Below are 16,962 nucleotides of genomic sequence, written 5' to 3'. Positions count from 1 at the left end.
GCCGCACCCGAAACTCAACCCCCCAAGGCGACCCGATGCTCCGACAACCGGCTCAACACGGAGTGATTCGCTTCCCAGCCGTCCGGAAACTTCACCGTCACCCCCAACTGCACCGGCTCCGCCGAAGGATGCGCGTCCAGGAGCTCCGCCACCCCCGCCCGGCACACCACGACGCACGCGTGCCGATGCCGCGAGGCAAGCACGCACAACCGCCCGGTCTCCAAGTGGAACGCCGTCGCGTCGGGCCGCCCCGACAGCGGATGCAGCACCACGGTGACGTCGAACTCCCGCCCCTGAAGACGGTTCGCCGTGTCCACGGTCACCCCGTGCACCCCGAGCCCGTCCAGCGCGGAGCGCACCGCGGCGGCCTGGTCGCGGTGGGCGGTGCCGACGCAGATCCGGTCCGCCGTCAGCGGCGCCGGGTCCGGCCCGCGCTCGGAGACCGTCACCCCGTCGCGGTCGAGCATGCGCCGCACCACGAGCGCCACGGCCCGCACCGCCTCCGGGTCCGTGCGCGGCGTGTGCGCGGCGGGCAGTTCGAGCAGGCCCCAGCCCGCCCGCGCCGCCTCGTCGATGACCCGGTCGACGCCCGAACCGTCCGACTCCGCACGGAACTCCAGCGTGCGATCGCCCTCCCGGGTGCCGCTGCGGAACGGCGTGTACGGATAGAACGCGGCCGACACCAGCGGCGCCGCCGACGCCGGAAGCCGCCAGGAGACCGGGAGTTCGTGCTGCGGCAGCTCGGGATTGTGGGCGAGCAGCGTCGACACCGCCGACGCCGACGGGTCGTGGGACAGCCCCGCCCACTGCTCCGCGCCGACCGTCGAGAACGGGTCGAGCTGCCCCGGGTCGCCCACGAACAGCGCCCGCTCGAACAGCCCGGCCACGGCGAGCAGCGCGTCCCCGCGCATCTGGTACGCCTCGTCGACGATCGCGTGCCGCCACGGCCCCCCGGCGTCCTCGACCTTCACGTGCGCCCACTTCGCCGCCGTCGAGATGACGACGGGCAGCGGTGCCAGATCGCCGGCCTTGGTCGACAGTCGTACCGTCGGCAGGTCGTCGAGCGCCTTGTCGTACGCGTCCGGGTCGCTGCTGTGCAGCCGGCCGACGGGCAGGGCGGGGCGCTTCTCGTGCAGGCGCAGGACGAGATCGTCGACCTGCGCGTTCGTCTGCGCGACGATCATCAACGGGCGGCCCGCGTCCGCCAGTTCGAGCGCGGCGCGCACGACGAGCGTCGACTTTCCGGCCCCGGGCGGGGAGTCCACGACGACCCCGCGGGCCTCGCTGTGCAGGGTGTCGCGCAGGATCTCGGCGGTGGCGCGGGCGGCCTCGGCCCCGGGGTCGAAGACGTCGTCGGCGGGCGGCGAAGCGCTGGCGGTCGTCACAGGATGTCCTCCGTCGTCACGGTGTCCGGCGCCTCGGCCCCGGCGCCCGGCGGACCGCCGTGGGTCCACGGGGTCTCCTCCGGCTCGGGCAGTTTCGGGCCGCCGCGCTGCTCGTGCTCGAACAGCGTCCAGCACACCCGCTCGCCCTTCTCCGGCACGGAACCCGGATCCGGCTCCTTGCCGCGCCCCATCTTGTCCAGCAGCCGCAGGACGACCGTGCCCTCGCTCTCGTAGGCCACGAACTCGGCGGTCTGCGCCTTGCCGTCCAGCGAGCGGTACACCTTCACGCGCTCCCCGAGGTGCGGGCGGTCGTCCGTGCGCAGGGTGATCAGCGGGCGCGGGCGCTTCTTGTCGTTGTACGCCGGGACCACCTCCGTCACCTCGCCGGCCAACGCCTCCCCGGCGAGCCGCCGGCCCGCCATGACGAGCGGGTCGTCGAGCGCCTCCTGGGCGTCCAGGCGGGCCTGCTCGCGCTCGCGCGTGGCCAGCTTGTTCGCCGCCGTCACCGCGTCGTCGCGGCGCGGCTGCGGGGGCTCGCCGGCCGCGACCCGGTCGCGGTGGCCGGTGAACGACCAGCGGTCGCGGGTCCAGCGGTCCGCGGCGCGCGGGCCCTCGGGCAGCGTGCACAGCGCGTCGAGGCCCCGCCACACCGCGTCCCAGGTGGGCCGGGTGCGGGACTCGACCAGGGCGTGCAGCTCCCGCTCGGCCGCGGTCAGTTCGGCCAGCCGGCCGTCGGCCTCCACGGCGTCCTCGGCGGCCGCCAGGCGCGTACGGGCCTTGTCGTAGCGCTCGATGGCGGGTGCGAGCAGCTTGTTGTCGAACGCCGGGTCGGTGGCCGGACCGGCCGGCGGGCACAGCAGCTGGCCGTGCGCGTCCCGGCCGCGCTCGGCGCGGAACGCGGCCTCGGCGCCCGAGGTGCCCTCCGGCGCCTCCACCCACGCGAGCAGCGCGCCGAGGTGCTGGTCCTCCAGGCTGGACTGGCCCGTCGCCCAGTGCCGGGACAGCAGGTCCGTCATGGCCAGCAGCAGCGCCGAGCCCGGGACCCGCGCCCGCTCGCCGAAGTGCGTCAGCCAGCGGCCGAGCAGCGGCACGTGCGGGGGAGCGGGATAGGGCGTCTCCGGGTCCTGCTCGGCCGTGCGCCGAAAACGCATCGAGCGGCCGAGCAGCCGGACGAACTCGATGCCCGCCCGGCTCGGCACGATCAACTGCGGCGCGTCCGCGCACAGCTCGACCTCGACCTTGACCCGCTTGTTCGTCGCGGGGTCGGTCTCGGCCCGCTCGGTCAGCTCGACGTCGCCCGCGTATCCGTCGATGTACGGCAGGACCGAATCGGCGAGCTGCGTCAGGAACGCGAAGCGCAGATCGCGGTCGCGCGGCTGCGCCACGACGAGGAGCCGCGGCGAGGTGCGCTCGGTGCCGACGAGGGCGCCGAGCGGGGCGCCCGTCTCGCCCGCGGTGGTGAGCGGCACCAGGACCAGGGGCCGCTGGGAGAGATGGCGGTGGCGGACCGTGGCGGTGGGCTGGGCGCGGCCGGTGCTGGTCGCCTCCAGCCGGGCCAGGTGGTTGATCAGGCTCACGCGGTGGGCTCCTCGCGGCGGTGGAGGTGGCGGTCGGTCGGGGACGGGATCAGCACCGCGCGCCTCCGAAGGCCTCCGTGAGGGCTTCCGCGCGCAGCGCCGCCGCCCGCCGCAGCGCCGCCACCGTCGGGTCCTCGGGGTCGCCCGCCTCGCCGTGCGCGGCGGCGAGCACCGCGTCCACCGTCGTCAGGCCGCCCAGCTCGGCGCGGAGCGGACGGCCCAGGCTCGTCACCGCGCCCGCCGCGCGGGAGCGGTCCCGGCAGTGGAAGGCCAGCTCGCACGCGGCCAGGCACTCCGGCGCGTACGCCGCGGGCACCGACTCGACGGCCGCCGTCAGCTCGGCCGGCGACTGCCCGGGGTCGAAGGCCGTGCCGGGCGGCAGCGCCGCCGCGATGTGCTCGATCCGGGTCAGCCGCGTCAACTGGCGCCGGGTCACCGAGCGCTGCTTGCGCACGTCGACCGCGGACGCGGCCGGCAGGTTCGTGAAGTCCTTGGGGCAGACGAGCACGATCCGGTCCCGGACCCGCGCCCCCGGCGTGCGCTCCGCGATCTGTTCCAGCGCCAGGACGTACACCGCGGACTGGCGGGCCGCCGCGCCGACCTTCGCCGCGTCCGCCGCGCCGTCGATCATCGGGAAGGACTTGATCTCGACGACCGTCCAGCTGCCGTCGGGGTGCACGACCACCGCGTCCGGCTCCAGGAACGCCGGGCTGCCCGCCACGTCCAGGGCCACCATCGGATGGTCCAGGAACGTCCACGTACCGGACGCGGCGGCCGACTCGACGGCCTCGCGCAGCGCCAGCGCGGTGCGCGCGGTGCGCCCCTCGGGCCCGATCGCCGACAGGTCGGGCGTCCGTACGAGATCGGGGACCGGCTCGGGCGTCCCGGCGGAGCCCACGCGGGCGTGCACGAGCCGCAGCAGCTCGGCGCCGCCGTCGGCCTTCACTCTCGCCTCGAACGCGTTCCCCCGCGTCAGGGCGAACTGGGACTGGCCGAAGGTGGCCGGCGCGCCCAGCGCGTCCGCGATCCGGCCCTTGTCGACACCCGCGCCGTCCAGGAGCGCGCGGCGACTGCACCCCGGGTTCGCCGCGAGGGCGGCCAGGGCGCGGGCGTCCAGCGGGCGCGGCGGGGTGTCGGGGCCGCGCAGCTCAGCGAGCCGGTGCCGCAGCCCCGTCGCCGGTGTCGCGGGGCTGCGATCGGCTTGCGGCCTTGCGCTGTCGGGGAATTCGCTCACCCGGGGAAGTCTGGCATTCCTCACTGACAATCGAGGAGCGTGTGGCGGAAGGGGCGGCCACCGGGGCGCCGCGCGACCCGGTCACCAGATCGGTGGCCCACTCCTTGACCAGCGCGGCGAGCCGCTGGACGGGCCGGGTGAGCGCCAGGCCGACGCCCATCACCGCGGCGCCGGCGAGCGCGTCGAAGAAGTAGTGGTTGGCGGTGCCCATCACGACGATCGTGGTGATCAGCGGGTAGGCCACGCCCGCGGCCTTGGTCCAGCGGCTGCCGCCGTGGCGCCACAGCATGATGCCGCACCACAGCGCCCACCCGACGTGCAGGCTGGGCATGGCCGCGTACTGGTTGGTCATCCCGCCCATGCCCTTGGGCGCGCTGGCCGCGCCGCCCCACCAGCCGTAGGAGCTGTACTGGGCCATCGTGTCGACGAAGCCGTACGAGGCCGAGAGCAGCCGGGGCGGGCAGGTCGGCAGCAGCGTGAAGCCGACGAGACCGATCATCGTCGAGGTCATCAGCCAGGTGCGGGCCGTGCGGTAGAGGTGCGCGCGGCGGCGGAAGAGCCAGATCAGCACGGCCGGGGTGACCACGTAGTGCAGCGAGGCGTACCAGAAGTCGGCGGGGACGCCGATCCAGGCCTCACGCGTGAACAGACGGTTCAGCGGGTGTTCGAGATTGAGGCGGACCGCTTTCTCGGCCCGGAGGATCGACACGCCGTGGTCCACGGCGGTCTGCACATCGCCCCGGGCCAGCAGACGGCCCGCGGTGTACGCGCTGTAGACGAGGACGATCAGGGGAAGTTCGGTCCACCAGCGAAGCCGTACGCCCGGTATCGCCTCCGTGCGTGGTGCGTGGTCGGTCTGCGACATGCGGGCCGCTCCCCCTCTTCCTCGTCCGGCGGCCTCTGGCCACGTGTCCACCCTAAGGCGTATATGGGCGTCCGCGCGGGTGACCCCCGACCCTCGTAGACGCTGAGATCTGGTGGCGGGTTGCCCAGCGGACCGTCCTCCTTGCGGTTGCGCGATGATGGAAGCGGCGACACTCCCGTTGCCTCCTGTTCATTTTGTTCCCTCCCGTCCTTCCCCGGCGTGCTCTTCACACTCCTCGCGCCCTTCCCGACGAAAGGTTCATCCCGTATGGCACCGCGCATCCTGTTGGCCCGGCACGGACAGACGGAGTGGTCCCTGTCCGGACGGCACACCGGCAGGACGGACATTCCGCTCCTGGAAGAGGGCCGCCGCGGGGCGAAGCTGCTCGGCGAGCGGTTGCACCGGGCTCCGTTCGACGGGCTCGACGGGGTCGAGGTGCGGACGTCGCCGCTGGTGCGGGCGAGCGAGACGTGTGAGCTCGCCGGGTTCGGGGAGCGGGCCGCTTCCTGGGACGCGCTGATGGAGTGGGACTACGGGGCGTATGAGGGGCTCACGCCGGCGGAGATCCAGGAGATGCGGCCCGGGTGGTTCATCTGGCGCGACGGGGTCCCCGACGGGGAGTCGATCGACGAGGTGACGGCGCGGGCCGATGAGGTCGTCTCCTGGGCCCGGGGCGCCGACCGGGACGTTCTCGTCTTCGCCCACGGGCACATCCTGCGCTCGATCGGCGCCCGCTGGCTCGGTCTCCCCCTGGACTTCGCGTCCCGCATCCGCCTGAACCCGACCTCGCTCTCGGTCCTGGGCTGGGCCTACGGCGACCCGGCCATCGAATCCTGGAACGAAACGGGCCACCTGTCCTGACCGTCCGACCGACGACCGGCGGGATTCAGGGGCGCGGGGAACTGCGCGACCAGCCACGACGAAAGCCGCACCCGGTGACGCGCCCCGCCTCAGCGGCGCGACTCCGCGTGGGACGTCAAGAACGCCGAGACCCCCGACGCCCGACGATGCGGCAGCAGCACGCGGGCCGTCGTCGCCAGCATCCCCTCGATACGGGACGACCGGACATCCCGGAGCAGCCCCAGCGCCCGGCCCCCCGCGGCGGCGGCCTCGTCGGGCTGCCCCGCGCGGGCCAGATCGTCCGCGAGCTCGGCGGTGTACAGCGCCATGTTCCGCGTGAAGTGCGGGTCCTGAAGGGCGACGGCCCGCCGCGCGTGCCGGGCCGCGCGGTCCCAGGACCCCAGCGCCGACCAGCACTGCGCCTCCAGACCCTCCAGCTCGGCCTCGCCGTAGAACGACATCCACTCCGGGTCGGCATCGGCCCCGCCCCGCGCGAACAGCGCCTGCGCCCGCGCCAGCGACCGCTCGCAGGACCGCTGGTCACCGAGGCCCGCCCAGCCCCCGGCCTCCCGCAGCGCGAGCAGCGACAGCAGCCGCGGCGAACCCAGTCGCCCGGCCACCCGCGCGGCGGCCTGCGCGGCCCGGACCGCCTCGCGCGGCCGCCCCGCGTCCCGCGCGAGGAACGCCGTGTTGCAGAACGCGTGCGCCTCCAGCGCCTCGTCCCCCGCCACCCGCGCCGTCGCCAGCGCCTCCGCGTAGTGCGAGCGGGCGTCGTCGAAGCGGCCCGAGTCGTGCGCCAGCCACCCCACGGAGATGGCCAGTTCACCCGCGCCGGCCTGCAAGCGGTCGGCGACCTCGCGCGAGGCCGTCCCCGAGTCGAGCAGTTCGAAGGCGGTGCGCAGCGGGGCCGCGGCGCGCCGGTACAGGCCGTCGCCGCCGTGCCGGTCGTCGAGCAGCCGGATCCGCCGGATCGCCTCCTCGACGGCGCCGACCCCCGCGCGGGCGGGGTGCCGGTCCAGGGGGGTCTGCTGCGGGGCGGTGCCGAAGGGCGCCAGGGCGGCGACGGCCACGGTGGCCGTCGAGCCGGTCATGCCGGTCATGAACGCGCGACGTCGCACGTCGCTCTCCTCGTGGTGCTGGGGGTCGTGCAGGGGGCTGTGCTGGGCCGGGACCATGGGGCGCGAGCCCCGGCCCCGTACCACGGAGCGGGGCGCGAACCCCAGGTCCGCGAGGGTCCGGCCGGGGAACATGTGCAGGAACACCCGCTCGTACGCGTAGTTGGGGCAGCGGATCTCGCCGGCCTCCACGCGTCCGATGTAGCGCGCGTCGCAGCTGACCCGCTCGCCGATCTCGCGCGCCGATCGCCGTACCGCGGCCGCGAACTCGCCCGGCGAGCGCTGACCGCGCAGCTCCCGGAAGGCGAGATTCGGTCGTGGGGGCGGTGGCGCCGGGGCATCCGAGAGATGCGGAGACGACGTCATGGGCGGGTCCTCCCGTGCGAACCGTGCCGGACACCAAGGGAGCGGGGTGCCGAGGTGACGGGCGGCGCGGTGGCGCGGTGGAACGGACACCTCGACGCGGTGTGCTGGTCCTTGTTCCGGCGAGGCTCGAAGGTACCGGTTGCGACGGGTCCGACACGCAGTGTTTGGCTACAAAACGGATATCTCACCCACGATCCGCCATGAACTGCCATCCTTTGCGGCGGCGTGCCGCCGTAGCCGGTTGACGTTCCGACGCGTTGAACCATGCGCGAAACCCCATCTGACACGAGGAGGGGCCGACGTGTTGGACGCGACACAGCCCACGACATCGACGGCGCAGCACTGTCCGACCGAGGAGCACAGTGCGCAGCCACCGGGCGCCTGCGACCTGGTCACCGTCCCGTCCCGGCAGGGGCTCGAAGCGGTCGACATCCTGCGCCGCGGCTGCGCGGAACCGGTCGGTCCCGTGCTGCACGACGGCGGCGGCGCCACCCTCGGCTTCCTCGTCCCGCCCGGCACCGCCGACGCCTGGGACGTACCGGGCAGCGCCTGCACCCACACCGAGGGACGCGGCGCCCGGCTCGCCCCGCCGGTCGAGGGCACCGGCTGGCTGCTGCCGCCGGACCCCGACGGCACCGGCGCCGCCGACCTGGTCACCGACCCGGCCGTGCTGCGCGCCGCCCTCGACGAGGCGGCCCGCCTGATCGAGGCCGCCGACAACTGCCGCTGAGCCCGCCGCGCGCCGCCCGCGGATAATGGGCGAATGGCGAGGTCACGCGGGAAGCAGCAGGCGCGCAGGAGCGAGGGCGGCGGCCGGGGCGCGCGCGAGCCCGTCGTGGCGGACGTCGAGGGAGGGCTCGCCGAGCTGACGCCCGACCGGGACCGGCCCGCGGGCTGGACCCTGTATCTGGACGGCGCCCCGCAGTCCCACGTCGACCTCGACGATCCCGCGCACCTGTCCTTCGAGTACCAGCGCCGCATCGGGCACGTGCTCGATCTCGCCGCGGACCCGGGCCGCCCGGTCCAGGCCGTGCACCTCGGCGGCGGTGCCTTCACCCTCGCCCGCTACGTCGCCGCGACCCGGCCGCGCTCCACCCAGCAGGTCGTCGAGCGCGACGGCCCGCTCGTCCAACTGGTGCGCACGGCACTGCCGTTGGATCCCGGCGCCCGCATCCGGGTGCGGACCGCCGACGCCCGCGAGGCGCTGGCCAAGCTGCCCGACGCCTGGGCCGACGTGCTGGTGGCGGACGTCTTCAGCGGCGCCCGCACCCCCGCCCACCTCACCAGTACGGAGTTCCTGACCGAGGTGCGGCGCGTGCTGCGGCCCGCCGGGACCTACGTGGCGAACCTCGCCGACGGACCGCCCCTCGCCCATCTGCGCGGCCAGATCGCGACCGCCGCCGCCGTCTTCCCCGAACTGGCCCTGATCGCCGACCCGACGGTGCTGCGCGGCAAGCGGTTCGGCAACGCGGTGCTGGCCGCCTCCGCGCTGCCGCTGCCGGTCGCCGAGCTGACCCGCCGGGCCGCCGGTGACCCGCATCCCGGGCGGGTGGAGCACGGGCGCGGGCTGCTCGACTTCACCGGGGGAGCGGTGCCGGTGACGGACGCCTCGGCGAAGGCCTCCCCGGCGCCGCCGCCGTCGGTCTTCAAATAGCCGACGCGGGGCGCTCAGTAGTCGGCGACCTCCACCGACGGCTCGTGGTCGTGCCAGGTGCAGAACACCGAGACCTTGTCCGTGCCCGAGGTGAACTCCACCCGGATCCACGTCGTCTGCTGCCACACCTGTACCGACCAGCCGGCGCCCGGCGTCGCGGAGACGAGCGTCGCCGAGGTGTCGCCGAGGTCGAAGACGGCCCGCCCGCCGGCCGTCGAGTAGCTCTTCACCGTGCCGGACGAGGGCGCGCCGGACGAGGACGTGCCGGGCGACGACGCGGGCGGCGGAGCGCCGGAGGCCGTACGGCTCGGGGACGCGGGCTTCGTCGAGGCCGGGCGGGACGGCCGCGGGGACGCCGCCGAGGACGACGGCGACGGGGACGGCTCGGGGCGGTGCGTGGACGAGGCGAGCGGGGAGGCGGGCCCGTCCGGGCCGGCCACCGGCACGGCCTTCGGCGGGTCGTAGGCCGTGCCCGCCATCACCGTGTGCACGCCCCACCACGACAGGGTCACCGCGGCGCCGGTCGCCAGCAGCCACGCCACCGCGTGCACCAGGCCGCGCCGCACCGGGTTCCCGGCCGGCGCGGAGGGCACGGCCGGCGGTGCGGACGGGAGGGTCGGTGGGGGTGGCGTCGATGGCATCGCGGGCCATACTGCACCACACCCGCCACCGCTGTCCCGCGCGGTCCACGGTCACCCGGAAGAGGCTCGGGAACGTCCGGATGGCGTACGGTGCCGCCCATGGCAAGTGTGCTCGTGGTCGAGGACGACCAGTTCGTGCGCTCCGCTCTCATCCGGCACCTGACCGACGCCGCACACACCGTGCGCAGCGTCGGCACGGCCCTGGAGGCGCTGCGCGAGGTCGCCCATCTCCGGTTCGACGTGGTGATCCTCGACCTCGGTCTGCCCGACCTGGACGGGGCCGAGGCGCTGAAGATGCTGCGCGGGATCACCGACGTACCCGTGATCATCGCGACCGCGCGGGACGACGAGACGGAGATCGTCCGGCTGCTCAACGACGGCGCCGACGACTACCTCACCAAGCCCTTCTCGCCCGAGCACCTCGCCGCCCGGATGGCCGCCGTGCTGCGCCGCGCCCGGGGCAGCGCGGGCGCCGAGCCGCCGCCGCGGCTGATCCAGGTCGGCGGGCTCTCCATCGACCCGCTGCGCCGCCAGGCCGAACTCGACGGGACACCGCTGGACCTGACCCGCCGCGAGTTCGACCTGCTCGCCTTCCTCGCCGGGCGCCCCGGTGTCGTCGTCGCGCGCAAGGAGCTCCTCGCCGAGGTGTGGCAGCAGAGCTACGGCGACGACCAGACCATCGACGTCCATCTGTCGTGGCTGCGCAGGAAGTTGGGCGAGACGGCGGCCCGGCCGCGCTATCTGCACACCCTGCGCGGGGTCGGCGTGAAGCTGGAGCCGCCGCGCCCGGAGCCCGCGCCATGAGGTGGGCGCTGGTCAAGGTCTGTCTGGCCGTCACCACCATGGTCGTCGTCGCCTTCGCGATCCCGCTCGGGCTCGTCATCAAGGAGATGGCCCGCGACCGGGCGTTCTCGAACGCGGAGCGGACCGCCGCCGCCCTCGGCCCCACCCTGTCCATCACCACCGACCGCGACCAGCTCGCCCGCGCCCTCGCCACGGCGCAGACCGGCGGCGAGGACCGGGTCTCCGTCTACGTCCCCGCGGGCGACGGCGACCCCGCCATCCGGCTCGGCGCACAGCGGCTCGCCGAGGACCAGCTGACCGGGGTGCAGCGGGCGACCGTGCACGACGTGTCCGGCGGATCGGTGTGGCTCCAGCCGATCGCGGTCAGCCCCGTGAAGATCGCGGTCGTCGAGGTGTACGTGCCCGAGGACGAGGTCACCAACGGCGTCACCACCGCCTGGGTGGTCCTCGCGGGCGTCGGCATCGCCCTGATCATCGGGTCCGTGGCCGTCGCCGACCGGCTCGGCGTGCGCATGGTGCAGCCCGCCCAGCGGCTCGTCGGCGCCGCGCACGACCTGGGCGAGGGCAAGCTCGGCGCGCGGGTGCCCGAGGACGGGCCGACCGAACTGCGGCTCGCCGCCGTCGCGTTCAACTCCATGGCCGACCAGGTCGTGCAGCTCCTCGCCAACGAACGCGAGCTGGCCGCCGACCTCTCGCACCGCCTGCGCACCCCGCTCACCGTGCTCCGGCTCAATGCCGCCTCGCTCGGCGCCGGACCCGCCGCCGACCAGACCCGGGCCGCCGTCGAGCAGCTGGAGCGCGAGGTCGACACCATCATCCGCACCGCGCGCGACGCCAAGCCGCAGACCGCGGCGGCCGGGCCGGGCGCCGGCTGCGACGCCGCCGAGGTGATCCGGGAGCGGATGGACTTCTGGTCCGCGCTCGCCGAGGACGAGGGGCGCAAGGTGCGGGTCGCCGGTGTCGAGCGGCCGGTCCGCATCCCGGTGGCCCGCGGGGAGCTGGCCGCCGCGCTCGACGCCCTGCTCGGCAACGTCTTCCGGCACACCCCGGAGGGCACCGCCTTCGCCGTCGACGTGCACAGCGGCGAGGACGCCGTGATCGTGCTGGTCTCCGACGCCGGTCCCGGCATCGTCGACCCGCAGGCGGCGCTGGCCCGCGGCTCGGCCGACGGCCGGGTGGGCTCCACCGGGCTCGGCCTCGACATCGTGCGCCGCCTCGCCGAGTCGACCGGCGGCGACGTGACGATCGGCTCGTCCGTGCTGGGCGGCACCGAGGTGCGGATCTGGGTGCAGCTCGACCGCAGGGCGCCCGCCGAGGGCCGCCGGGGACGCGGACATCGCGGCCGGGAACGTAAAGGCTTGGTCTCGACCTTTAATCGCTCCCGATCCCTCCCTTAAGCCAACCCTAAGATCCGCAACTGCCTTCCTTCTTGCCCGAATTGACGGGTTCCTGATCGCTAGCGTGCTGCTCACCCCCAACACCCCGTATCGCTAAGGCAGGCACGTCATGAGCAGCACGCACCGGCGCAGGATCAGCGGCAGGAACAAGGCCATCGGCGCGGTGGTCACCGCGGCCGTGGTGGGCGGCGGCGCGTTCTTCCTCACCTCCACCGCGTCGGCGGCCTCGGTCGGTGCCGCGTTCACCAAGACCAGCAGCTGGTCGGGCGGTTACACCGGCCAGTACGTCATCACCAACGACACGGACGCGGCCCGGTCCGGCTGGACCCTGGAGTTCGACCTGCCCAAGGGCGCGAAGCTCGGCTCGCTGTGGAACGCCGAGTCGAAGACCGACGGGCAGCACGTCACCGTCACCCCCGCCTCCTGGGACAAGGCGGGCATCGCGCCCGGCAAGTCCGTGACCGTCGGTTTCGTCGTCGCCGGTGACGCCGCCCCGACCGGCTGCAAGATCGACGACACCGCGTGTTCCGTCGACGAGGGCGCCACCCCGGAGCCGAGCGGCCGCCCGACCGGGTCGGCGACCCCGTCCCCGACCGCCTCCGCGTCGGCCTCGCAGAGCGCCGAGCCGACGAAGACGGCCACTTCCTCGGCGAGCCCCTCGCAGTCGTCCGGCTCCGGTTCGGGCTCCGGGTCCGCCGCGAGCGGCGCCGCCTTCGCCCCGTACGTCGACACCTCGCTCTACCCGAAGTTCGACCTGGTCGCCGCCTCCAAGGCCACCGGCGTCAAGGAGTACAACCTCGCCTTCATCACCTCCGGCGGCACCTGCGCCCCGAAGTGGGGCGGCGTCACCGACCTCGGCAGCGACGAAGTGGCCGCGCAGATAGGCGACCTGCGGTCCGCCGGCGGTGACGTCCGGGTCTCCTTCGGCGGCGCCTCGGGCACCGAGCTGGCGCAGGCCTGCTCCTCGGCGTCCGACCTGGCGGCGGCGTACCAGAAGGTCATCGACCAGTTCAAGCTCACCAAGGTCGACTTCGACGTCGAGGGCGGCGCGCTGCCGGACACGGCCGCGAACACCGAGCGGGCCAAGGCGATCGCGACGCTCCAGAAGAACAACACGGACCTGAACGTCTCCTTCACCCTGCCGGTGATGCCCGAGGGCCTGACCTCCGACGGCGTGAACTTCCTGAAGAACGCCAAGGACAACGGCGTGAAGACCGACCTCGTCAACATCATGGCGATGGACTACGGGGCGTCGTACAGCGGCGACATGGGCACCTACGCCGAGCAGGCCGCGACCGCCACGCAGGCGCAGATCAAGACCGCGCTGGGCCTGTCCGACGCGGCCGCCTGGAAGGCCGTCGCGATCACCCCGATGATCGGCGTCAACGACGTCTCGTCGGAGGTCTTCAAGGTCGACGACGCCACCCAGCTCGTCTCTTTCGCCAAGGCCAAGGGCCTGGGCGGCCTGTCGATGTGGTCGGCCACCCGCGACAAGCAGTGCGACGGGGGCGCCTCGAACTCGGCGCAGCCGACCTGCAGCTCGATCGAGCAGTCGGCGAACGCGTTCCAGAAGGCGTTCGCGGCCTTCAAGTAGGCGCCGCCTTCAACTGACCACTGGAATACGGGGGTTGCAGCCCCGGCCGGCGCTCTGCGGAGTCCCCCACCCGGCCGGGGCTGACCGACGTCAGCCCTGCGCGGCCCGCCACTCCGCCGCGTAGCCGTCGAAGATCGCCCGCAGGTGGTGGCCGATCTTCAGGTAGTCCAGGTCGTCGAGGTTGGCGAGCGAGACGCGCACCGACCACTCCGGGCCCTCGAACCCGCCGCCGTTCAGGAGCACCACGCCCGTCTGCTGGGCGAGGCGGAACAGCGGGTCGACGGGCTCGAACTCCTTCTTCAGGAAGGCCGCGAACTCCTCGCCGTGCTCCAGCTCGGCCTGCGCCATCAGGTCCAGCTCGATGTAGTACCCGGCGCGGCGCGGGTCCTCGGCGACCTTCATCCGGGCGCCCTCCAGGAGGAGTTCGAGGCGCTGCTGGACGATCCCGCGGATCTTCTCCTTGTACGCCTGGCCCTCCTCCAGCATGTCGAAGAGCGAGAAGAGGCCGAGCATGACCTGCTGGGGGAGCGAGAGGCCCGCCGTGTGGTTGAGCGCCACCTGACGGGAGTCGGCGACCAGCCGGTCGATGAACCTGATCTTCTCGGGCTCCAGGGTGAGCGATCCGTACCGCTTGTTCAGGCGCTCCTTCTCCGCCGCCGGGAGCCCCGCGATCAGCTCGTCGATCACGTTGTCGTCGTGCAGCCCGATGACACCGAGCCGCCAGCCGGTGCAGCCGTAGTGCTTCGAGTACGAGTACACGAGCAGCGTGTTGCGCGGCAGGTCCGCGGCGATGGAGCGGAAGCCCTCCACGAACGTGCCGTACACGTCGTCGGTGACGATCAGCAGGTTCGGGTTCTTCGTCGAGACGATGTCCTTGATCTGGTTCGCGACGCGCTGCGACAGGGCGAGGGAGGGCGGGTTGGAGGGGTTGACCAGGCAGACCAGCTTGATCTCCGGGTCCTCCAGCTTGGCGACCTCCTCGGTCGGGTAGCGCCACTCGCGCACGCCCGCCTCGGCGAACATGTTGGCCTGGACGTACGTGACGTCGAACTCGTACGTGTCCAGCTCGGGGATCTCGATGTACGGCGTGAAGACCGGCACCATCAGGGCGATCTTGTCGCCCTTGTGCAGGATCCCGTTCTTCATGAGCGAGTCGAAGATGTAGCACATGGCGGCGGTGCCGCCCTCGGTCGCGAAGTACGAGATGTCACCGGCCGGCGGCTTCTTCGCGAACATCTCGTCGGCGATGTAGCCGCGCACGATCTCCTGCGTGTGGTGCAGGATCCGGTCCGGCACCGGGTAGTTGTCGCCGATCGAGCTGTCGGTCAGCTCGTGCACGAAGGCGTCCTTGTCGAACCCGAACCGCTGGATGCCCAGCTGCACGCACTGGGCGAGCATCTCGATGCCGGGCAGGTCCGGGTGGCGGCGCACGAACGTGTCGAAGCGCTCGTAGGAGCCCTTCTCCTCCGGCATGCCGCCGAGGTTGTCGGCCGTCCACACCCGGCGCGACTCCTCCAGGGAGAAGTAGCCGAGCGCGTAGAACGCCTCACGGGGGCCGGTCGCGGTCCAGTTCGGGTTGCCGCGGCCCGCGTTGAGCATCTGGACGCTCGACTTGTCCTTCTGGCCGGGCTGGTCGGCCTGCGCCTCCTTGGCCAGGTCGATGAAGATGTTCTTCAGCTCGAAGGGGGAGAGCTGGGCGTAGCTCTTGATCTGCTCGCGGGTCAGGTTCGTCTTCGGCATGAGGTCTCTGCTTCCTTACGGTGCTCAGGGGCGGGGCTCAGTGGTGGAGGAGGACGATCACGGCGCCCCAGATGGTCAGCAGCACGTTCCCGACGGCGTACGGGATCGTGTAGCCGAGCGTCGGCACCTGGGATCTGGACGACTCGTTGATCGCGCCGATGGCCGCCGTAGTGGTCTGGCCGCCCGCGAGGACGCCCATCAGGATCGGGAAGCGGATCTTCTGGATGTAGTGGCCGACCAGGAAGCCGACGATCAGCGGGATCACGGTCGCCACCGCGCCGAAGATCAGCAGCCCCCAGCCCGCCGTCGACAGGCCGGAGGTGAAGCTCGGGCCCGCGTTGATGCCGACGACCGCGACGAACAGGCACAGGCCGAGCGTGTCCATGAACCACTGGGCGCCGGGCGGCACGTTGCCGTACGTCGGGTACTTGCCGCGGATCCAGCCGAAGATCAGGCCCATGATCAGCGCGCCGCCCGAGGTGGACAGCGAGATCGGCACGCCGCCCGCGGTCAGCGCCGGGATGCCGATGCAGCCGCCGAGGAAGATGCCGAGGCCGACCCAGATCATGTCGGTCGCGAACGACGTCGGGACCGGCTTGCCGATCGCCGCGCCCGCCGGGTCGACCAGCCGCTTGGGCCCGGTCAGGATCAGGGTGTCGCCGCGCTCGATCTTCGAGGAGAGGCGGTACGGGAAGTCGGCGCCGGAGCGGTAGATCTTGTCGATGTAGACGCCGACCATGAACGGCTCCTTGCGCAGATCGGCGACCGTCTTGCCGAGCTGGGCCTTCTCCGAGGCGACGACGTGCAGCGTCTCGGTCTGGTAGCCGAGCAGTTCGACGTCGTCGGTCTCGCCGCCGATGTGCGTACGGGCGTCGTAGTCGACGAGCGAGCCGCGCAGCGCGCTCAGCGCCACGACATCGCCCTCGCGCAGCACCGTCTGCTGGTCGTGGTCGAGGATCTGCCCGTCGCGGCGCACCCGCGTGATGTAGATGCGGTGGCCGAGCTGCTGTTGCTGCTGCTCGAAGTCGTCGATGGTGCGGCCGACGACGTCCGGGCGCTGGATCGTGTAGGCCCGCAGCACGACCTCGTAGTAGCCCTCGTTGAGGTCCGGGTTGTCGTCCGGCGCGTCCAGCTCCTTGGCCAGCGCCGCCGACTCGGCCGCCAGGTCCTTGCGGTACAGCTTCGGCAGGACGTTGGCGAGCAGCATCGCGCACAGGATCGTGCCGAGCGGGTACGTCACCGCGTACCCGATGGCGACGAGGTTGCTCTCGTCCTTGACCTGGGCCGAGGACAGGCCCGGCAGGTTGCCGATGGCGTCCTGCGCGACACCGATCACCGCGGACTGGGTGAGGGCCCCGCCGAGCAGACCGGCGCTGAGCCCGGGACCGTAGCCGAGCAGGGCCGCGAAGCCCCAGCAGACCAGCAGGCCGGTGACGCAGACGACGATCGCGTTGACGACCTGCGGCAGGCCGTCCTTCTTCAGGCCGCGGAAGAACTGCGGGCCGACCTTGTAGCCGAGGGCGAACAGGAACATCGTGAAGAACAGGTTCTTCACGGTCCCGTCGATCGTCACCTTGAACTGGGCGCCGAGGAGCAGCCCCGCCACCAGACAGCCGGTGACGGCGCCGAGCGCGATCGCCTTGTAGCGGATCTTCCCGAAGAGGAAGCCGATCGCGACGGTGATGAAGACCAGCAGTTCGGGGTGGGGCTGGAAGATGTTCCGGTTGAGGAAGTCGATCACTGCTTGCCT

Annotated in this window: 14 protein-coding genes; 6 read left to right on the top strand and 8 right to left on the bottom strand. The window is 72.9% G+C overall.

Features of this window, described 5'->3' with window-relative positions; all coding sequences use genetic code 11:
• Nucleotides 1-14: 14 nt before the first annotated feature.
• Genes ABII15_RS14570 through ABII15_RS14555 form a run of 4 tightly spaced genes read right to left on the bottom strand, consistent with a single transcriptional unit; the run spans nucleotide 15 to nucleotide 5,061 of the window.
• Nucleotides 15-1,385, bottom strand: a complete 1,371-nt coding sequence (locus ABII15_RS14570) for an AAA family ATPase (RefSeq protein ID WP_353942753.1) — start codon at nucleotides 1,383-1,385, stop codon at nucleotides 15-17.
• On the bottom strand, nucleotides 1,382-2,962 hold the full coding sequence (locus ABII15_RS14565) for a hypothetical protein (protein WP_353942752.1): 1,581 nt from the start codon (nucleotides 2,960-2,962) through the stop codon (nucleotides 1,382-1,384). The genes ABII15_RS14570 and ABII15_RS14565 overlap by 4 nt, the downstream gene beginning before the upstream one ends.
• Nucleotides 2,963-3,011: 49 nt before the next feature.
• Nucleotides 3,012-4,196 carry a hypothetical protein gene (locus tag ABII15_RS14560; protein ID WP_353942751.1) on the bottom strand — a complete coding sequence of 395 codons (1,185 nt, stop codon included), beginning with the start codon at nucleotides 4,194-4,196 and terminating at the stop codon, nucleotides 3,012-3,014.
• Nucleotides 4,111-5,061, bottom strand: coding sequence for a phosphatase PAP2 family protein (locus ABII15_RS14555; RefSeq protein ID WP_353942750.1), 951 nt, complete (start codon nucleotides 5,059-5,061; stop codon nucleotides 4,111-4,113). The genes ABII15_RS14560 and ABII15_RS14555 overlap by 86 nt, the downstream gene beginning before the upstream one ends.
• 267 nt (nucleotides 5,062-5,328) lie before the next feature.
• On the opposite strand from ABII15_RS14555, the gene ABII15_RS14550 reads away from it, so the two are divergent.
• Nucleotides 5,329-5,922, top strand: a complete 594-nt coding sequence (locus tag ABII15_RS14550) for a histidine phosphatase family protein (protein ID WP_353942749.1) — start codon at nucleotides 5,329-5,331, stop codon at nucleotides 5,920-5,922.
• Nucleotides 5,923-6,011: 89 nt separating this feature from the next.
• On the opposite strand, the gene ABII15_RS14545 is transcribed toward ABII15_RS14550, so the two are convergent.
• Nucleotides 6,012-7,382 carry a tetratricopeptide repeat protein gene (locus tag ABII15_RS14545; RefSeq protein WP_353942748.1) on the bottom strand — a complete coding sequence of 457 codons (1,371 nt, stop codon included), beginning with the start codon at nucleotides 7,380-7,382 and terminating at the stop codon, nucleotides 6,012-6,014.
• 301 nt (nucleotides 7,383-7,683) lie between these two features.
• Between ABII15_RS14545 and ABII15_RS14540 the strand changes: the two genes are divergently transcribed.
• Together ABII15_RS14540 and ABII15_RS14535 are read left to right on the top strand one after the other, a co-directional pair.
• On the top strand, nucleotides 7,684-8,112 hold the full coding sequence (locus ABII15_RS14540; RefSeq protein ID WP_353942747.1) for a hypothetical protein: 429 nt from the start codon (nucleotides 7,684-7,686) through the stop codon (nucleotides 8,110-8,112).
• 33 nt (nucleotides 8,113-8,145) lie between these two features.
• On the top strand, nucleotides 8,146-9,036 hold the full coding sequence (locus ABII15_RS14535; protein WP_353942746.1) for a fused MFS/spermidine synthase: 891 nt from the start codon (nucleotides 8,146-8,148) through the stop codon (nucleotides 9,034-9,036).
• 14 nt (nucleotides 9,037-9,050) lie between these two features.
• Here ABII15_RS14535 and ABII15_RS14530 read toward each other — a convergent pair whose 3' ends face one another.
• Entirely contained in the window at nucleotides 9,051-9,602 is a 552-nt protein-coding gene (locus ABII15_RS14530; RefSeq protein WP_353947060.1) for a hypothetical protein, read from the bottom strand.
• A 174-nt stretch (nucleotides 9,603-9,776) separates the two neighbouring features.
• Between ABII15_RS14530 and ABII15_RS14525 the strand changes: the two genes are divergently transcribed.
• The 3 genes from ABII15_RS14525 (at nucleotide 9,777) to ABII15_RS14515 (ending at nucleotide 13,472) form a co-directional block, all read left to right on the top strand.
• Nucleotides 9,777-10,481, top strand: coding sequence for a response regulator transcription factor (locus ABII15_RS14525; RefSeq protein ID WP_353942745.1), 705 nt, complete (start codon nucleotides 9,777-9,779; stop codon nucleotides 10,479-10,481).
• Entirely contained in the window at nucleotides 10,478-11,878 is a 1,401-nt protein-coding gene (locus ABII15_RS14520; protein ID WP_353942744.1) for a HAMP domain-containing sensor histidine kinase, read from the top strand. Before ABII15_RS14525 ends, ABII15_RS14520 begins: the two co-directional genes overlap by 4 nt.
• Before the next feature lie 109 nt (nucleotides 11,879-11,987).
• Entirely contained in the window at nucleotides 11,988-13,472 is a 1,485-nt protein-coding gene (locus ABII15_RS14515; protein WP_353942743.1) for a cellulose binding domain-containing protein, read from the top strand.
• A 90-nt stretch (nucleotides 13,473-13,562) separates the two neighbouring features.
• Here ABII15_RS14515 and ABII15_RS14510 read toward each other — a convergent pair whose 3' ends face one another.
• Both ABII15_RS14510 and aspT read right to left on the bottom strand, forming a co-directional pair.
• Nucleotides 13,563-15,212 (bottom strand): bifunctional aspartate transaminase/aspartate 4-decarboxylase, encoded by a 1,650-nt coding sequence (locus ABII15_RS14510; RefSeq protein WP_353942742.1) that lies wholly within the window; start codon nucleotides 15,210-15,212, stop codon nucleotides 13,563-13,565.
• 37 nt (nucleotides 15,213-15,249) lie between these two features.
• A complete protein-coding gene (aspT, locus tag ABII15_RS14505) occupies nucleotides 15,250-16,953 on the bottom strand; it encodes an aspartate-alanine antiporter (protein ID WP_353942741.1) in 1,704 nt (567 codons plus the stop codon).
• Nucleotides 16,954-16,962: the final 9 nt, after the last annotated feature.

The sequence above is a fragment of the Streptomyces sp. HUAS MG91 genome (assembly GCF_040529335.1).
GTDB classification, from domain to species: Bacteria; Actinomycetota; Actinomycetes; order Streptomycetales; family Streptomycetaceae; genus Streptomyces; species Streptomyces tabacisoli.
Note: the sequence above shows the minus strand (reverse complement) of the source record. Positions and strands in the feature narration are given on the sequence as shown.